Source organism: Veillonella sp. 20925_1_51 (assembly GCF_041431445.1).
GTDB lineage: Bacteria > Bacillota > Negativicutes > Veillonellales > Veillonellaceae > Veillonella > Veillonella nakazawae.
The window spans coordinates 13,112-31,618 of sequence record NZ_JAPVXT010000009.1 but is presented as its reverse complement, the minus strand read 5'-3'; the positions used below and the strand labels follow the sequence as shown (position 1 = coordinate 31,618).

General features: G+C 39.1%; 16 protein-coding genes. 8 read left to right on the top strand and 8 right to left on the bottom strand.

The genetic code is table 11. The features are described from left to right. Positions 1-5 precede the first annotated feature (5 nt). The 7 genes from gyrB to dnaA form a co-directional block, all read right to left on the bottom strand. Complete coding sequence (gene gyrB / locus O3607_RS08935; RefSeq protein ID WP_371443720.1) at positions 6-1,907, bottom strand: DNA topoisomerase (ATP-hydrolyzing) subunit B; 1,902 nt, start codon at positions 1,905-1,907, stop codon at positions 6-8. 75 nt (positions 1,908-1,982) lie between these two features. Further along, complete coding sequence (locus O3607_RS08930) at positions 1,983-2,231, bottom strand: DUF370 domain-containing protein (RefSeq protein WP_105086251.1); 249 nt, start codon at positions 2,229-2,231, stop codon at positions 1,983-1,985. Positions 2,232-2,244: 13 nt separating this feature from the next. Then, positions 2,245-3,147, bottom strand: a complete 903-nt coding sequence (locus O3607_RS08925) for a DUF721 domain-containing protein (RefSeq protein ID WP_295819524.1) — start codon at positions 3,145-3,147, stop codon at positions 2,245-2,247. Next, positions 3,134-4,234, bottom strand: coding sequence for a DNA replication/repair protein RecF (recF, locus tag O3607_RS08920; RefSeq protein ID WP_005384817.1), 1,101 nt, complete (start codon positions 4,232-4,234; stop codon positions 3,134-3,136). The genes O3607_RS08925 and recF overlap by 14 nt, the downstream gene beginning before the upstream one ends. Before the next feature lie 3 nt (positions 4,235-4,237). Further along, the gene (locus O3607_RS08915; RefSeq protein ID WP_119206598.1) at positions 4,238-4,471 is read right to left on the bottom strand and encodes an RNA-binding S4 domain-containing protein; all 234 of its coding nucleotides are present in this window, start codon (positions 4,469-4,471) and stop codon (positions 4,238-4,240) included. 130 nt (positions 4,472-4,601) lie between these two features. Then, a complete protein-coding gene (dnaN, locus tag O3607_RS08910; protein ID WP_054747902.1) occupies positions 4,602-5,714 on the bottom strand; it encodes a DNA polymerase III subunit beta in 1,113 nt (370 codons plus the stop codon). Between the two features lie 407 nt (positions 5,715-6,121). Beyond that, on the bottom strand, positions 6,122-7,699 hold the full coding sequence (gene dnaA / locus O3607_RS08905; protein ID WP_371443719.1) for a chromosomal replication initiator protein DnaA: 1,578 nt from the start codon (positions 7,697-7,699) through the stop codon (positions 6,122-6,124). A gap of 1,550 nt (positions 7,700-9,249) precedes the next feature. Here dnaA and rpmH point away from each other — a divergent pair. From rpmH to rsmG, 8 genes are all read left to right on the top strand, one after another. Further along, the gene (gene rpmH, locus O3607_RS08900; protein WP_004692946.1) at positions 9,250-9,384 is read left to right on the top strand and encodes a 50S ribosomal protein L34; all 135 of its coding nucleotides are present in this window, start codon (positions 9,250-9,252) and stop codon (positions 9,382-9,384) included. Positions 9,385-9,463: 79 nt separating this feature from the next. Then, positions 9,464-9,823, top strand: a complete 360-nt coding sequence (rnpA, locus tag O3607_RS08895; RefSeq protein WP_195186128.1) for a ribonuclease P protein component — start codon at positions 9,464-9,466, stop codon at positions 9,821-9,823. A gap of 48 nt (positions 9,824-9,871) precedes the next feature. Further along, positions 9,872-10,093: a membrane protein insertion efficiency factor YidD gene (gene yidD / locus O3607_RS08890; protein ID WP_012865047.1), complete on the top strand. Its 222-nt coding sequence runs from the start codon at positions 9,872-9,874 to the stop codon at positions 10,091-10,093. A gap of 168 nt (positions 10,094-10,261) precedes the next feature. Next, positions 10,262-10,930: a YidC/Oxa1 family membrane protein insertase gene (locus O3607_RS08885; RefSeq protein WP_296007870.1), complete on the top strand. Its 669-nt coding sequence runs from the start codon at positions 10,262-10,264 to the stop codon at positions 10,928-10,930. A gap of 8 nt (positions 10,931-10,938) precedes the next feature. After that, on the top strand, positions 10,939-11,736 hold the full coding sequence (gene jag / locus O3607_RS08880) for an RNA-binding cell elongation regulator Jag/EloR (protein WP_371443718.1): 798 nt from the start codon (positions 10,939-10,941) through the stop codon (positions 11,734-11,736). Positions 11,737-11,923: 187 nt separating this feature from the next. Continuing rightward, positions 11,924-13,309, top strand: coding sequence for a tRNA uridine-5-carboxymethylaminomethyl(34) synthesis GTPase MnmE (mnmE, locus tag O3607_RS08875; RefSeq protein WP_371443717.1), 1,386 nt, complete (start codon positions 11,924-11,926; stop codon positions 13,307-13,309). Between the two features lie 422 nt (positions 13,310-13,731). Beyond that, positions 13,732-15,603, top strand: a complete 1,872-nt coding sequence (gene mnmG / locus O3607_RS08870) for a tRNA uridine-5-carboxymethylaminomethyl(34) synthesis enzyme MnmG (protein ID WP_316119738.1) — start codon at positions 13,732-13,734, stop codon at positions 15,601-15,603. A gap of 1,002 nt (positions 15,604-16,605) precedes the next feature. Beyond that, positions 16,606-17,358 (top strand): 16S rRNA (guanine(527)-N(7))-methyltransferase RsmG, encoded by a 753-nt coding sequence (gene rsmG, locus O3607_RS08865; protein WP_371443716.1) that lies wholly within the window; start codon positions 16,606-16,608, stop codon positions 17,356-17,358. 191 nt (positions 17,359-17,549) lie between these two features. Here rsmG and O3607_RS08860 read toward each other — a convergent pair whose 3' ends face one another. Then, complete coding sequence (locus tag O3607_RS08860; protein WP_227283535.1) at positions 17,550-18,407, bottom strand: methylenetetrahydrofolate reductase; 858 nt, start codon at positions 18,405-18,407, stop codon at positions 17,550-17,552. Between the last annotated feature and the right edge of the window lie 100 nt (positions 18,408-18,507).

Here is an 18,507-nt window from a genome sequence, read left to right as displayed (position 1 = left end):
ACCTCTTACAAATCTAGATTACGCACGTATTTTGCGTTATCTTCAATAAATTTACGACGAGGTTCTACTTTATCGCCCATGAGAACGGTAAATATTTTATCAGCTTCGATGGAATCTTCCAAACTAACTTGTAAAATCGTACGGTTTTCAGGGTTCATTGTAGTTTCCCATAATTGTTCAGGATTCATTTCACCTAAACCTTTGTAACGTTGAATTGTAATACCATCGCGGCCTACTTCATCAAGTTTAGCTGTAAGCTCTGCATCAGAGTATACATACCAGTGGGATTTACCCTTCTTGATTTGGTACAACGGTGGTTGTGCAATGTAAATATGGCCTTCCTCTACCAATGGTTTCATATAGCGGTAGAAGAATGTTAATAACAAGGTACGGATATGAGCACCATCAACGTCCGCATCTGTCATGATAATAATCTTGTTATAACGAGATTTTGTAATATCGAATTCTTCACCAATGCCAGTACCGAAAGCGGTAATCATGGAACGAATTTCGTTATTCGCTAAAATCTTATCAAGGCGCGCTTTTTCTACGTTAAGAATCTTACCACGCAATGGCAAAATCGCTTGGTAACGACGGTCACGACCTTGTTTTGCAGAACCGCCCGCAGAGTCACCTTCGACTAGATAAATTTCAGTCATAGATGTATCTTTTTCGGAGCAATCTGCCAATTTACCAGGAAGGCTAGATACTTCCAACGCATTTTTACGGCGAGTTAAATCGCGGGCTTTACGAGCGGCCTCACGAGCACGGCTTGCCATTGTTGCTTTTTCGATGATTTTCTTCGCATCTTGAGGATGTTCTTCGAAGAATGTTCTAAGACCTTCAGATACGATAACATCTGTAATACCTTTAACTTCGCTATTACCAAGTTTAGTTTTTGTTTGGCCTTCAAATTGAGGTTCCAATACTTTTACAGATACAACAGCTGTCAAACCTTCACGTACGTCTTCACCGGAAAGGTTGGACTCATTTTCCTTGATTAAGCCAGATTTACGACCATAATCATTGAGGGTACGAGTCAAGGCAGCACGGAAACCAGAAAGGTGAGTACCACCGTCAACAGTGTTGATGTTATTTACGAAGGACAACAAGTTTTCGCTGTAGCTATCGTTATATTGCAACGCTACGTCTACAACTACGTCATCTTTTGTATTTTCAATATAAATTACAGTTGGATTTACTACTTCTTTATTTTCGTTTAAGAAGGCAATGAAAGAACTCAAACCACCTTCGTAATGGAAGCTTTCAACACGAGGTTCCTCTTGGCGCAAATCGCTCAATGTAATGCGAAGACCTTTATTAAGGAATGCCAATTCTTGTAAACGAATTTTCAATGTATCAAAGTTGAATACTGTAGTTTCAAAGATTTCAGCATCTGGCTTGAAGATAACTGTAGTACCAGTACCTTCTGCCTTGCCGATTTCATGTAACTCAGAAGTCTTATGACCACGAGCGAATGTAATCTCTTGAATGATACCGTTTTGAGCTACTTGAACCTTAGTCCATTCACTCAACGCATTTACTACGGAAATACCTACGCCGTGAAGACCACCAGATACCTTGTAGCCGCCACCGCCGAATTTACCGCCAGCATGCAATTTTGTTAATACTAACTCTACCGCAGACATACCGGATTCATGCATCCCTGTAGGGATACCACGACCATCATCAACAACAGTGATGCTGTTATCTTCATTAATGGATACTTCGATATGTGTAGCGTAACCTGCAAGCGCTTCGTCTACAGAGTTATCTACTACTTCATAAACGAGGTGATGTAAACCGCGAATGGACGTACTACCAATGTACATACCAGGACGTTTACGTACCGCGTCAAGACCCTCAAGAACCTGTATATTCTGAGCGCCATAATTTTCTTCAGGCATGAAACAAACTCCTCCTAACAATCTATCACACTGTACTGGATTGAAATTTGGTACAACACATGTACAGAATAAATCTTATCTCTTTATTATACTATAAAACTCATCAATTCGTCTCATTAAAGTCTTAATGCTAATACCAGATCCATAAACGCAATCATCAGTGACTACATAAGTCTTGATTTGCTCCTCTGGTACCATGGCGATATACTCTAGCGTTTCATAGTGATGAATAGGACTTTTATGGGACTTTCCGCCCTTGGCGTGCACCATGGTAATGATGGATTCAATAGGCACGGAAACGGTATCCCCAATATGAACGTACATAGGAATGCCCCCTCTACTTTTCTAATGTCCCATTAAGGGCATCAATTTTGCGCTGTTCTTCTTCAGCAAGGAACTTAGACCGATATTTATTGCACAAATTGATAACATGTTGATCCGTTAGCTCATCAGGTTTCTTATGGGTGATGAGCATGGCCACCATATACATATGACGGCGATTGATAGATCCTTTGTAAATTTTATCTAGGTAAAAGTATATGGATTCCCGCATCGCTTCTGCAAAGTCTGGGAAGGTACATTGTATGAATTGCTGACAGTCGCTGTATTTAAAGTACGGATATTTTCGAATGACAGACTTAATGTCCTTAATATGTTTTCGATGCAATTCATATTCGCAAGTAGGACAGATGTCCCGTTTAGATTCCATATGCATGCCACATCGACCACAACGATGATAACCATGCTGCTCTAAATAGATTTCACGCTTTCGAGCCGTAATTTGCACTTTTCTGAAAGCAGCTCGTAATTCTTCGTTATCCGTTTGTTCTAACGACTTATCGATGGCATCTACGTCTTCTTTTGAAAGCACAATATCTGCGAAATTAATACGTTTTGTAATAATCTGTTCATCAGGCAATGAAATCGATGTATCAGTATTAGCTTTCACATAGCTCTGACGTTTCATAATAAAGCGAATATCTTTGATTACCTCTTGATGGTAATACTTGTTAACAGACTCAATGATACGACGTTTTTGCATCTGTAGTTCTTGCATCCACATGGAGTTATCTGCACTAATAACCATGTCTGGAGGCTTGATAGATACAATTTTCGTATGATCTGCAATGACATCGCCCACTACATCACGCCACTTGTGAACGAGGGTATTTAATTTATATTGTTCCAGTAAATTCAGTTTTGATAAGGCCTTTGGTAAACAAAGATCAAGGCTGTCCATACTGAACCTTTCCCCCTTCACAAGAAATAAATTGAACAGATTTCAAATCTTTAAAATCGTGAATATCTGTAGTAGTAATAAATGTTTGAATACGTTTATGAATAAACTGCAATAAATTCGCTCGTCTCGACTCATCAAGTTCGCTCAATACATCATCCAATAACAAAACTGGATATTCCCCAACCTCGGACTTGATAAACTCAAGCTCACTCAACTTTAAGGATAATACAGCAGTTCGTTGCTGTCCTTGGGATCCAAATTTCTTTAAATCCATCGCATCAGAGAAGAATCGTAAATCATCGCGGTGAGGACCTACGCTGGTGGTCATCCGATGACGATCCTGCGGCAATGCTGCCTTGATGCGCTCGTAAAATCCTTCCTTTGTATATTCTAATGAACCATTGTCCATATACGGCTGTTCATAACCGATGGTTAAATTCTCGAGACCACCAGTCAATTTACGGTTCATCAAGTCGATGAGAAGGTTAATTTTCTTCAAGCTCTCTAACCGTTTCTTTACGATAAAGCTCGCCATATCGGCTAATTGCAAATCCCATTCTTCAAGAGGAATATTTTGCTTTCCTCTATATTCTTTAAGAATCGCATTGCGCTGCTGTAATAACCGATTATACTGCATCAACTGATGATAATAGGTGGCGCTAGTCTGAGAGATTTCCATATCGAGAAAACGTCTACGTCCCGACGGAGTCCCCTTGATAAGTTGTAAATCTTCAGGACAGAATATAACTGTATTTAATGTACCAATCAATTCTTTTTGAGATATTTTAGTATCGTTTAATCGAATATCCTTAGGGCCTTGGCGGAATAACTTGATATTTACCTTTTGTGGCGTATCCTTTTTCTCGAATTTGACTACAATGCCAGCTTCCTCAGCATTAAACATGAGCATATCTGACGTATCGTTGGTCCGATGGCTTTTACCAATGGTACCCACATAAATGGACTCGAGGATATTCGTCTTACCAGCCCCATTAGTGCCATGCAAAACGATAATCTCAGGATTAAACTGAATCGTTACATCCTTGTAATTACGAAACTGGAATAATTGCAGTGAGTCAATTCTCACCGATTAAGCCTCCTCTTGAGTAATTACTAGATCTACATCAAGACCTTCGCAAGAAATCACATCGCCAACGCGGCATTTCTTGCGCTTTTCTGTGACAACTTGACCATTCAAAGTAAGGATACCTTCTTCGATAAAGGATTTAATTTGACCACCTGTTTCAATGATGCCTTCTAACTTCAACAACTGATCAATTTGAATGTACTCCGTATGAATGGGTACCTGCTGTTGCTCTTTCATAACGTCCTCCTATAGTGGACAATTTATAACTATATGGGAATTAGGTAACGATGACTTTTAATCATCATTACCTAATAAAAATATGTATATTAATTCAGTAAAATATACAGAATTCTGATATTTTTATCAGTTATGCATTCGTACGAACTGGTGTTACTACGTATGTATAGTTCGGATTATTGTCTTGGCGAATAACAACAGGACCGTTTTGTTTTAAGAACAAGTGGATGTTGTCGCCTGTGCTGTGTCGCAAGATGTCGGAGATGTAGCGACCATTGAAGGAGATTGTGAAAGGTGTGCCTTTAAATTCAACAGCTACGTCTTCTTTAGCCATACCAATTTCAGTATTTTGAGTAGATAATGTTACATTGCTTTCAGCCCAATCATAACGAATTACGTTATAACTGATATCTTTAGCCAATAAGGATACACGGTCAACGGCACCAGCGAATTCGCGACGGTCGATAACAGCGCTAGAGTCGAATTGGGAAGGAATTACCTTTTCATATTCAGGGTAAGTACCTTCGATCAAACGAGAAATAATATAAATAGATTCAAAGTTGAACACGATTTGTGTGCGATTCCAAATGATGTTGATCATCGCTGGATTATCTGTTGGTAACAAACGAGATACTTCAGCTAAAGTTTTTGTAGGAATGATAGCGCGCATTGGTGTAGTTGCTGGTTCATCGATAGTAATTTTTTTAACAGCCATGCGGTGTGTATCAGTAGCAACCATTGTTACTTCATTTTCTTTGATTTCAAGAAGAGCACCAGTAAATACAGGACGATCTTCGTCTGTAGCAGCTGCGTAGTTTGTTAAATCGATGAGTTCTTTCATTGCAAAGCTATCGATGTTTACATGATCTTGGTCGTGAATTTGTTCAACTAAGGAGAAATCATCTGGATGCAATGTTACCAAGTTGAATTCGGAAGAGCCAGATGTGATGGTTAAAGAATTGCCATCTTCTGGTTTGTAAAGTTCGATGGTATCGCCTGGTAATTTGCGAATTAATTCTTGGAAGTAGCGGGAACCTACAACTAATGTGCCAGGTTCTTTAATGTCGCCGTCGATGGTTAAACGAATGCCGAGTTCAAAGTCGTTACCTTGTAATTCTACTTGACCATTTTTTGTTGTCATGTAGATAGCACCTGGTAAGTTGGAACTTGTTTTATTTTGAGATACCTTTTGCAATACGTTGATTGCTTTTTGGAGATTTGCTTTTGGGAATGTAATATGCATATGTTACTCCTTTATAATTGATATGTTTGTTATTAGTATTATTAGATTTGTAGATTACTATTTTGCTCTACTAATTTATATATTGTTTGTATGTACTGTTTCCATATAATGTAGAAGCACTAATAATTACTTATTTTGTTTGTAATATTCTATATTTGCTATCGTAGATGCTCTATAGATATTCTGCGATAGATCTGTTTCTACTGGTTTTTTGATTGTTTGTTAGTTTTAGTAGTAGTAATAGTAGGGGCCTGTTCATATGTGTAAAAGTGAATTGGCGCTACTATTTGTGCGATTTCTCGGTTGTGTATAACTATGTTGATAGTTTGTAACCACTTATCCACATACTCACAGCAGAGTGCGGTTTTTAGGATATCCACAAAGTTACGCACAATATATCCACAGAGTTATCCACAGGTTGTTAATTTCTGTTTAATTTCAGAAATCATGTTCTTAGTTTCTTCGTTTCGTTCAATTTCCTTCGTAATTTTATCGTACGCATGGAGAATTGTTGTATGATCACGAGAGAAGGCTGCTGCGATTTGAGGATAACTTTCATTGATCATATCGCGGCATAGATACATGGCCACTTGGCGTGGGAATGCGAACTGTGCCTTACGCTTCTTGCCGAGCAAGTCTTGCTTTTTAATACTGAAATAAGAACTTACAAAATTCTGGATACTTTCAATAGTGACCATGTTCACCTCTTCGGTATGAACGAGGCCAGCCAAGGCTTGTTTAGTGTATTCTAGGTCGATAGATTCAAGACGTTGATCGATGGATGCGGTGCCGATTAATTTGGTGAAAGCACCTTGCAACACGCGGACATTTTCACTAAATTGTAACGCCACATAGTTGATGGAGTCATTATCGATACGGATAACGCGATTTTTCTTATATTCTCGTTCCAGCAAAGATCTAAAGATGGCAATGCGTGTTTCTAAATCTGGGTTTTCCATGGTAGCAATGTAGCCAGCTTGGAAACGAGAACGAAGACGGTCTTCGAACTGCTCCATATCGTTTGGCATCGTATCAGAAGTGAGGACGATTTGCTTGTTGTTATTTAATAACTCATTGAACGTATTAAATAGCTCAGTTTTCGTACTTTCACGACTTTCAAGGAACTGAATATCGTCAATCATGAGCACATCGATATTGCGAAACGTGTTGCGGAACAATTTACCTTGGTTACGTTGCAATGTTTCCACGAAAATGTTCATAAAGTTTTCGCTCGTAATGGACATAACCTTCATGTGTGGATGATTTTCCTTGATAGCGTTGCCGATGGCGTGCATCAAATGCGTTTTACCTAGACCTGAAGGACCATAGATAAAGAGCGGATTATAGTCGCCGCCTGGGAACTCAGCTACATTTTGAGCGGCCCCAAATGGAATGCGGTTCGCGTTGCCTGTAACGTAATTGTCAAAACGGTACGCTGGATTAAGGTTAGATAAGGATAAATCTACAGGCACATTATCAGATTGTAATGTAGGTGTTGTAGTTTCAACTGTTTTACTAGGCGCTACCATTGGCTCATCTGGAATATTCACAGGAGCTGGTGTGCGGTCGATATAGACAGGCTCTTGATAGATTGGTTTATAGAACTCATCTTGTTGAGCTTTTTCCTCTACCACAGGCGGTAATGGCATCGGTGGAGCCACTACAGGTGCATCATCGATGAGACTTTCATCAACAAAGGTAGTATCTACACTCTCTTGATTGAAATCGAATAACACCATATCCCGATGGGAACCGATAACCGTAGTAATAGCATCCTGTAAAGCCTTGCTAATCTGCGGCTGCTGATCGATTAAGTTTTTAACAAATGTTTGCATGACCCCTATATGGATCGAATGACTGTCGAGAGACATGGGAATCAACGATGACGTGACGCGCAAGTACAACGCGTCAGGCAAATGTTGCATGTTCTTTTTCGCCTCTTGCAATATATGTTCCCATATATTATTCAAATCAAATGACTGCATGACGTGCCTCTTGTGTATAACTATTGCGATAAATGTGTATAACTTTAGGAATAATGTATATAACTCTTGTGAAAGCTGTGGAAAAACCTGTTATTCCTGTGAATAACCTGTGCACAACCTGTGAATAAGTGAAAATAAAATTCTCTTCCAACCAGATAATAACTGACTTTATAGATTACACAGGTTAAAAGAGAAAAAATGTGGATAACCTCGAAAGTTATCCAACAAAAACTTATAAAAATATATACTTTTTCCTAATTTCAGTTATGATTGTACCAAAAAATCACTAGTTTGTCATTTATTCTGTGGATAACTTTTGATTATCTGAAGGAGAAATGTTAATAACTCAGTAATTATCTCATCTTTTGTTCATCAATTACTTTTGGGGGAGGAATGAATGGAATTACAATTTGTATATGAACTATTTTTAACTAAGTAACGATGATCTATAAATCTAATCTTTATCCACTTATATTTATCTTTGTTTCTAGATTACTTTTAGGAAGGAATTGATACTAATTTTCTCGCTCCATTCTGACGCAAGTCGCTTAAAAATTAGTATCAATCCCCTTTCTAACAAAGATAGATAACTTTGTTAATAAATAATAACTATGGAAAAGTAATCTAGAAACTATCTAATCATCGTTACTAAACAATAAACTTCTGTTCATAAAACAAATTGTAATTTCATATTGAGTAGAGGGAAAAGGGAGAAAACCACATCTATTTCTCCCCTCTCTATGAATAGAGATCAAAAGGTAAATTTGTCTTATATAAAAAGATTAGAATGTGAGTTCTTGTATTGCTGTAAAATGATGTTACGTTTACATCGTGTAGTGGTGTGTAAGTTGACATTAGGATTTACTTAGGGAGGGAATATAGGGTCCTTTTGAGCGACTTTACGCGTCGTATGGAGCGATGAAGGAGTCCTCTTTTGGAAACATAACATCAATTTTTCCCTTTCCCTTCAAGAGGTTAAAAGGTAAGATTTGTTAAATATTAGATTCGTATTCTGAAAGACTTTTAGATTTGCTATAAAAACTGATACTACTTTTTATACTGGTAGTAGGTGTTATAGTAGTCATTAGAATGTGTTAGGAGCAGGAATAGATGTGGATTTTTGACCGAAACATGTCGTATGGAGGGAGAAAACCAGATTTATTCCTCCCCTCTTTCTAACTAGAGATCAAAACATAAATTTGTCTTATATAAAAAGATTAGAATGTGAGTTCTTGTGTTGCTATAGATTGATGTTACGTTTACATCGTGTAGTGGTGTGTAAGTTGACATTAGGATTTACTTAGGGAGGGAATATAGAGTCCTTTTGAGCGACTTTACGGTTAGTATGGAGCGATGAAGGAGCCCTATATTCCTCCCCCTGGAAACGTAACATCAATTACAGGATGAAATGTGTGATAGAATTATTACAGAAATACAAGAACTCACAAGCAGAATGCCTTTATTATATTGACAAATTTACGTTTTAACTCTATAATTACCCTGTTATGGTATAAGTAAAACAATACAAATGACGAGGAGGTGTTTTACTAATGAAACGTACTTACCAACCAAATACTCTTTGGAGAAAACGTACCCATGGTTTCCGTGAACGCATGAAAACTATCGGTGGCCGTCTCGTTTTAAAAAGAAGACGTGCAAAAGGCAGAAAACGCTTATCTGCATAATATAATAGCTGTTAGGCAGGAGAAAAAACTTGGCGCTGCTGCCAAGTTTTTCTATTCTTAGGACTTAAGGACAATGCATATGAATTTTTGCCTCGATAAAGCAAGACGACTGACGCACAATAATGAATATCGCCTTGTGTATAAGCACGGTAAATACGAAGTAGGCCGTATGTGTGTACTGTATCGTATGCCCGTGGCGAAGCAATCTACTCGCATTGGTTTTGTAACAGGCAAAAAGGTTGGTTGTGCAGTGGAGCGCAACCGAGCTAGACGCCTTATGAAAGAGGTGTATCGCCTCAATCAACATTCCATTCGCGAAGGATATCATATCGTAATTGTTGGACGTGGCCCTCTGAAAAACGCTACCTACGAAAAAGCGGAAAAGGAGATTTTGTATCTCTTGCGAAAAAGCAAATTATTGGTACAAAATGATAAATAGGACCACAAGTTAGAGGCTTTGGTCCTTTTTGTGTATATGGAGATTTCTATGAAACGCTGTATAACAATGCTTTTACGACTTTTAATTAGGTTCTATCAGCTTGCCATATCTCCCTTAAAACCTGGATGTTGCCGTTATTATCCGACATGTTCCACATATACTCTGCAGGCCATCGAAAAATATGGTCCTTTGAAAGGTAGCTGGATGGGTTTAAAACGCATTCTTCGCTGCCATCCTTTTCACAAGGGTGGCTACGATCCAGTTCCCTAACCTATTTGGGCTTAGGCTGGATGCGTTCTGTGAAAGTAACTTTCACAAAAACCATCGAGCACAATTTTGGAAATACCTGAGCATCTGTATGGATGAAATTTAGACCATACCATAACGATATATAGATGCGCAAAGGACGGTTTCGGACTGTAAGAAAAAGGAGAAACAATGGAATTCTTAAGTAGTATATTCCACCCTATCGTTGAATTGATGACTACATTGGTAACCTATGCGTTCCAATTAACTCAAATGGTAGGCTATCCAAGCTACGGTGTGGCTATTATCCTTTTAACAATCGTTATCAAAGCGATTTTGGCACCACTTACTGTTAAACAAATCAAATCCATGAAGGCTATGCAAGAGTTACAGCCTCGCATGAAAGAATTGCAAGACAAATACAAAAACGATCCTGCAAAACTTCAAGCTGAAATGGGTGCATTGTACAAAGAAATGGGCGTTAACCCATTGGCTGGTTGTTTGCCTCTATTGGTGCAAATGCCATTCTTGATCGCTATCTTCTATGCTTTACAAGGCTATCCATACGATCAAAACTATGTACAATTCTTATGGCTCCCTAGCCTTGGCGAACCAGATCCAATGTACATTTTGCCAGTATTGAGTGCATTATCTACATGGATTATGTCCAAGCAAACTAGTAGCGGTGCAACTGGTGCTGCTGCGCAACAACAAAAGATTATGACAATCTTTATGCCTTTATTCATTGGTTACATCTCCCTTAACTTCCCATCTGGCTTAGTTATTTACTGGATCGTATCCAATGTATTCCAATTTGTGCAACAACATTTCATTTACAAAAGCTTAGAAGCTAAGAAATAGGAGACACTATGGAATTTATCGATGTATCTGCTAAAACCATTGAAGATGCCATTGCCAAAGGCGTAGCTCAATTGGCTGAAGATGGCCAAGAATTGGTAGAAACTAAAGTCTTGGAACAACCTTCTAATGGCTTCTTGGGCATTGGTCGTAAACCAGCAGTTGTTCGCTTATTCTTCACATCTGTAGCTAAAACTGCTACGCAAGAAGAAGTAGCTCATGTAGAAGAACAATCTGTAGCTGTTGCTTCCAAGCCAGTAGCAACAAGTGAAACAGAAGTACAAGATACAGCAGTTGAAACTTCTGAAGGTGATATTGTAGAAAAACCTTCTAAAAAGGAACTTTCAAAAGAAGATCAACAAGAAATTGCTGAAAAAGGTAAACAATTCCTCGATGATATGTTTACACAAATGGGCCTCACTGTAGTTATCGAAAAAATGATGACTAAAGATAAGATTACATTCCAAGTACACGGCGAAGATTTAGGTATTTTGATCGGTAAACATGGTCAAACATTGGATGCTATTCAATACTTAACAAATCTCGTGGCACACAAGGATGTATCTGGCCACTGCTACATCGTTGTAGATGTGGAAAATTACCGTTCTCGTCGAGAAGAAACATTGGTGAATCTCGCGAAACGCTTGGCTTCTAAGGTGAAACGCAACCGTCAAAAGGTTTCCTTAGAACCGATGAATGCTTTTGAACGTAAAATCATTCACACTGCCCTTCAAGGGGATAAAAACGTTGTTACTAACAGTGAAGGGGACGAACCATTCCGTCACGTTGTGATTACGTATAAAAAATAATATAGTGGTGCAGCTTTCAAGTGACTGATATTCTCGGTTGCTTGAGGGCTGCCCCCTTTATTCTTTAGGTTATGGTGAAAGCTAACCTAAGTTAATCTTCGCATGCAAAGATTAGTTTAGTTTAACTTTCACAGGCGAAGAACATATACAAAAGCAAATACTAGATAATCGAAATACGGAGATATGTATGTATATAGATGATACAATAGCGGCCATTGCGACGCCGCCCGGCATCGGCGGGGTTGGTATTATTCGGGTCAGCGGCAAGGATAGTTTTCCTATTGTAAATAGCCTGTTCAAGAGCGCTGGCACCGTTCCATTGATGGACCGCCAAAACAGAACGATACAATACGGGACCATTGTGGACCCTGTAAAGAACAAGACTATCGACGAGGTTCTTGTATTATTAATGAAAGGCCCTCATTCTTACACCGCAGAAGACGTGGTAGAAATTCAGTGTCACGGCGGTATTGTGCCGGTTCGACAAATCTTGAAATTGCTCGTAAATCACGATGTGCGCATGGCTGAAGCTGGCGAATTTACGAAGCGTGCCTTTATGAACGGACGTATCGACCTCACCCAAGCGGAGGCGATTATTGATATTATTGAAGCGAAAACGGAGGACTCCCTCTCTCTCGCTGTATCGCAGCTGGACGGCACAGTTTCGTCCTTTGTAAAAGATGTGCGTGAACAGCTCATAGCCATGATTGCTCATTTAGAGGTAACCATTGATTATCCTGAGGAGGATATTGAGGACGTAACGAGCCAAGAGGTTCGCGATCAATTGCAGCCTATTTTGAAAGCCATGGATGATTTGTTATCCACAGCGAATACGGGACGCCTCATTCGCGACGGTATTACAACGGTTATTGTAGGCCGCCCAAATGCAGGTAAATCGAGCCTTATGAACGCTCTCTTGCGTGAAAACCGCGCTATTGTAACGGATATTCCAGGGACGACGCGGGATAGTATTGAAGAATATATGACCGTAGAAGGCATCTCTCTACGCCTCATCGATACGGCAGGTATTCGCGATACTCAAGATACGGTAGAAGCCCTCGGCGTGGAGCGTGCTCGCGATTATATCAACAAAGCAGATATCGTGCTCTGTGTTATCGACGGGTCTACTCCATTAACCCCTGAAGAAATCGAAATTTTGACCTCTGTCAGCGGTTTGAACACCATTGTACTCCTCAATAAGTCCGATATGGCACAAGTCGTTACAGACGAAAATATTAAAGAACACGGAACCTTTACGGCCATCGAGCGCATCAGTGCTAAAGAAGGTGAAGGCTCTGCAGTTCTCTCCAAATGGGTGCAAGAACTCGTCTACGGCGGTCGCGTAAAACAAGACAACAGCGCCATGATCAGTAACGTGCGCCACATTAGCCTCATGGAACAAGCAAAAACTCAAGTCGAACAAGCCCTCTCCTCCATCGACATGGGCATGCCAGTAGACTTTGTAGCTACCGACCTGCGCAGCGCCTGGGAACTACTAGGCGACATCACAGGCGACACCATCCGTGAAAGCATGATCGACGAACTATTCAGTCGCTTTTGTTTAGGTAAATAAAAGTAGGGTGTGAGCTAACAGAGGAGCGCTAGCGACGATGGGAGCCACACATCACTTTGGTCGGAGCGTGCAATTTTTCGAAGAAAAATGCCCAGCGAGCGACCTGGACCCTGGGAACGACACTGCATCGCTTTGTTCCGAACGTAAAATTTTCTAGGCTACAACGTAGCTTAAAGAAAATTCACAGTGAGGAACTGGACTCTGAGGTAGCCACACATCACTTTGGTCGGAGCGTGCAATTTTTCGAAGAAAAATGCTCAGCGAGCGACCTGGACACTGGGTCAAAATATCCACAGTGAAGTTAAAGTCGTTTTTTGAAAGCCCTCATTGCCACTCTATGGAGAATAGGGGGAACTCGGCCTATGGCCTCGTGATTTAAATAAAATAAGCTTTCAATATAAGTAATATATAAGGAAATTCATATGTACACAGTAGATAATTATGATGTCATCGTCATCGGTGGTGGTCATGCTGGTTGTGAGGCAGCTCTTGCCGCTGCCCGCATGGGTCATCGCACGTTGATGGCGACCATCAGTTTAGATAACATTGCGCTTATGCCATGTAATCCTGCCGTTGGAGGTCCTGGTAAAAGCCATCTTGTTTATGAGCTTGACGCTTTAGGTGGTCAAATGGGTATTAACGCAGATGCTACGGCTATTCAAATGCGTATGCTCAACATGGGTAAAGGCCCTGCAGTACATTCCTTGCGCTGTCAATCTGATAAAATCAAATACCAACATTTGATGAAACAAACCATTGAAAATACAGAGAACCTCAATGTTAAGCAAATCATGGTAACAGAGCTTAAGGTTGAGGACGGCAAGGTAACAGGTATTGTTACAGAACTTGGCGAATTCTATGGCGCTAAGGCTGTTATTCTTTGTACAGGTACCTACTTGAAAGGTAAAATCCTCATCGGCGATATCGATTATGTAGGTGGCCCAAATGGTCAACGCGTAGCAGAACATTTCTCTCAATCTTTGCTCGACAATGGCATTGAGTTGATGCGCTTTAAGACTGGTACGCCAGCTCGTGTAGATAAACGCACGCTTAACCTTGAAAATATGGAGGTTCAAGAAGGCGATACACATCATCATTCCTTCTCCTTTATGGATGAATGGATCAATCGCAATGAAGACGTATGTTGGTTGACCTATACTAACAAAGAAACGCACGAGATCATTACGAGCAATATTCACCGTGCCCCTATGTATAGCGGTAAAATCGAAGGTGTAGGCCCTCGTTACTGCCCTTCTATTGAAGATAAAGTAGTGCGCTTTGCCGATAAAGAACGCCATCAATTATTCGTAGAACCAGAAGGTACTAGCACAAACGAAATGTACGTACAAGGCATGAGTACTTCCCTTCCTATGGATGTACAATATGCATTCCTTCGCACCATTCCAGGCCTTGAAAATGTAGAAATCATGCGCCCTGCGTATGCTATTGAATACGATTGCTTGAACCCAACACAATTGACGCCAGCCCTTCAAGTGAAACATATTGAAGGCCTCTACTCTGCTGGTCAAGCAAATGGTACATCTGGCTATGAAGAAGCCGCTGCACAAGGCTTAATGGCTGGTATTAACGCAGCGTTGTGGCTTGAAGGTAAAGAACCGTTTATCCTTGCTCGCTCCGAAGCATATATCGGTGTTCTCATCGATGATCTCGTAACAAAAGGTACAAATGAACCATACCGTATGATGACAAGTCGCAGTGAATATCGTTTATTGCTTCGCCAAGACAATGCAGACATGCGCCTTACTGAAAAAGGTCGTGCTATTGGTCTTGTAAAAGACGATCGTTGGGCTAAATTTATTGCTAAGAAAGCTGCTATCGACGAAGCAATAGATATGTTACGAAATACACCTGTAAATCCATCTAAGGAAACTCAAGCTTTGCTTGAAAGCTTAGGTACAGCACCTATTAGAACAGGTATTCACGCTTATGATTTAGTAAAACGTAACGAACTTTCCTATGCTATCGTAGCCGATGCATTTGGTTTAAAACGCTATACTCCTGATGTAGAAGAAGCTGTTGATATCTCCATTACTTATGAAGGTTATATCAAAAAGCAAATGGACCAAGTCGACAAGGTTCGTAAACTAGAAGAAAAAATTCTTCCAAAAGAATGGGATTACACACAAATTAAGGGTATCTCCCTTGAAGCTCAACAAAAGCTCAATAAAATCCGCCCTCACTCTATTGGCCAAGCAAGCCGTATCTCTGGCGTATCTCCGGCGGATGTATCTGTACTGTTGATCCAACTAGAACAATACAATAGAAGTAAATAATTGTGATAAGCAATCATATAATCGAAAAAGCTAGCTAATCGATACGATTAACTAGCTTTTTGTGTTATAAGGCTTCTCTTTCTTGATGTTCATCGATTTCTCGACCTTCGTTCATATAGTCTGGAGTAAATAATGATAAGCCCATTTTAAATAATAGCCACATACATTTCTGTTTCATGGGTATCACCTCCCTATTAATGGTAGTGTATCTATAAATAGGATGATTAGCAAGTTTTTTATCTATATAAAAGAGAGCGACATTAGTAAGGGTTTGTATATTGACGTGAATATTTATAATATACATATTGTTCTACGACTAAAATATGTACACTAGAGAAGTACATCGAGTGTACATTCAGAATAGACAAAATATTCTATAAGTGAAGAAAAGTTCATGGTGATAAATTAGAAATAAACTGTGAAATTTGGTTGATAAAAAGTTGTATAAGGAAACTGAAAGTAGATGTGGTAAAAGGTTAACAAAATAAGTTTACAATTATTGATCGATTTGATGGTAAAGAAATTTTGATTTGCATTGAAATAGAATAAGGATTTGGAAATTTAACAAAAGGTTGAAAATCAGGTTAAAAAGATGGACCAATTTCTCAATTAATTGTTTTAAATGATAATAAAGGTATAACATTTCTCGCCTACCCTATTTTGTGTTACACAGGTCCTATATTTTTATTTATAAATGAGAATGAGTTGAGAATATGCTATAATATAAAGAAAAATGACTTAAATATTTCGCTTATATGGTTGTTTTATTAGTTTTCGTATATAAACTTATATAAAATAGATTAAAAACGCTGTATAACGCAAATTTTTGATTTTTATAGCATTTGAAATTAGAAATACTATTTTGATATCTCATATATTATTAATTACATTGTTAATTACGTAGATTTATTTATATGATGAGCTATATGACATGAGTTGTATTAAATAAATGTGGATAGCTTTTACTTTATATAAATATCGAATAATTTATTAGGAGTACTTATGAAAGAGAAATACGATGTGCCTATCGCACCTGAGTCTGAATTTGTTTCATACATGATGGAGCAAATGAGCCAATTTGGTTTGCCTTGTACGGAAGAGCAGGCGAAGGACTTTTACGTGTACTATGCGCGCATGATTGAAACAAATAAATATCTCAACCTCACTGGTATTACAGATATGAAAGAGGTTGTAGTGAAGCACATGATCGACTCCCTCTCCTGCTATGACCCATATATTATTAAATCTGGCATGTCCATCATCGATGTCGGTACTGGCGCTGGTTTCCCTGGCATTCCATTGGCTATCTATGATCGTAGTCTCAAGGTCACTTTGTTTGATTCTTTGAAAAAACGTCTTACCTTCCTTGAATCCGTTATGGATGAGCTTAAATTGACGAACTGTACTACTTTACATGGTCGTGCAGAGGATCTTAGTCATCAAGATTATCGTGAAAGCTTCGATATTGCTACGAGCCGTGCTGTGGCACGTTTACCCATTCTTTTAGAATGGACTGTGCCCTACGTAAAAGAAGGTGGCTACGTGGTGGCTTTAAAAGGCGCTATTTACGAAGAAGAAGTGGGAGAATCCAATAAAGCTCTCAGCATATTAAAAGCTAATATTGAAGAAGTACATATCGTTACTCTGCCAACCTTGGATGATAAACGAGCAATCCTGTACATCAAGAAAACAGGTAAAACACCGAAACAATACCCACGTAAGCCAAAAGAAATTAAAGATAAACCGTTAGTGTAATCTTTAAAGGGGAATATAGTTGCTTGTAAGCACAATATAAACAAATTCTACCTTATATAAACAACAAGAGGATGCAAATCTCTGATTTGTATCCTCTTTCTTTTTCCCTATAGTTATAAAAAAAAGAAAACCTTTCCCCTACTCACTATGGAGTCTGTGGGAAAGGTGTTCTTTTATAATTTTACAATGATTTATACATGGTCAATGATATGTAATGTTGTATCGATATCGTTTAAAGGCATAATATGTACGCCTGCAGCGATTTTTTTGATTTGTTCCAATGTTTCGATAGCGATTTCTGTACCCGCTTCTTTTCCGCCCTTTTCTACACGGTCTAGGATTTCTTGTGTAAGGTTAATCCCAGGTACTTTTTCATGTAAATAAGTAGCCATTTTGAAGCTTTTAAGTGGAATTAAACCGAGCATAATAGGTACATCAAACTCAGACATTTTATCGATGTAACGTTTTGCTTGTTCTAAATCGTAAATTGGTTGTGTTTGTACGAAGTGCGCACCGTTTTTAATTTTAGCTGCCAATTTTTGACGTTCAATTTCTAAGTCTGGCGCACCAGGATTGCCAGTAGCGCCGATGTAGAAGTTTGTAGGCTCATCTAAATCATTACCTGCCAAGTCCTTACCAGCATTTAATGTTTTAGCGATATTGAGCAAGCCCATACAGTCTACTTCAAATACGGATTGGGCAAATGGGTGGTCCCCATTATCTGGTTTGTCACCAGTAAGGGTTAAGATATTATTTACGCCAAGTGCTGCAGCACCAAGTAATTCGGATTGTAAGCCGATGATGTTACGGTCACGGCATGTAAGGTGGAAGATAGTTTCAATGCCTTCATTATGTTGTAACAAATAGGACAAGGAAATTGGGCTCATACGCATCTTAGACATAGGGCTGTCAGCGATGTTAATTGCATCTACTTTCCCTTTCAAACGCGCTGCTTGGTCAAATACCTTTTGAGCAGAACTGCTCTTTGGTGGGTCTAATTCAACAGTGATAGTGAATTTCCCTTGTTGATGTTTCTCTCTTAATGTCATCATGTACCTCTTGATCTATACATAAGGTGAAAGCTTATCTTGTTTAATCTCTTAAGTGGTTTTCACCATCAAAATAAGTTTTTAAGATGAGCTTTCACCT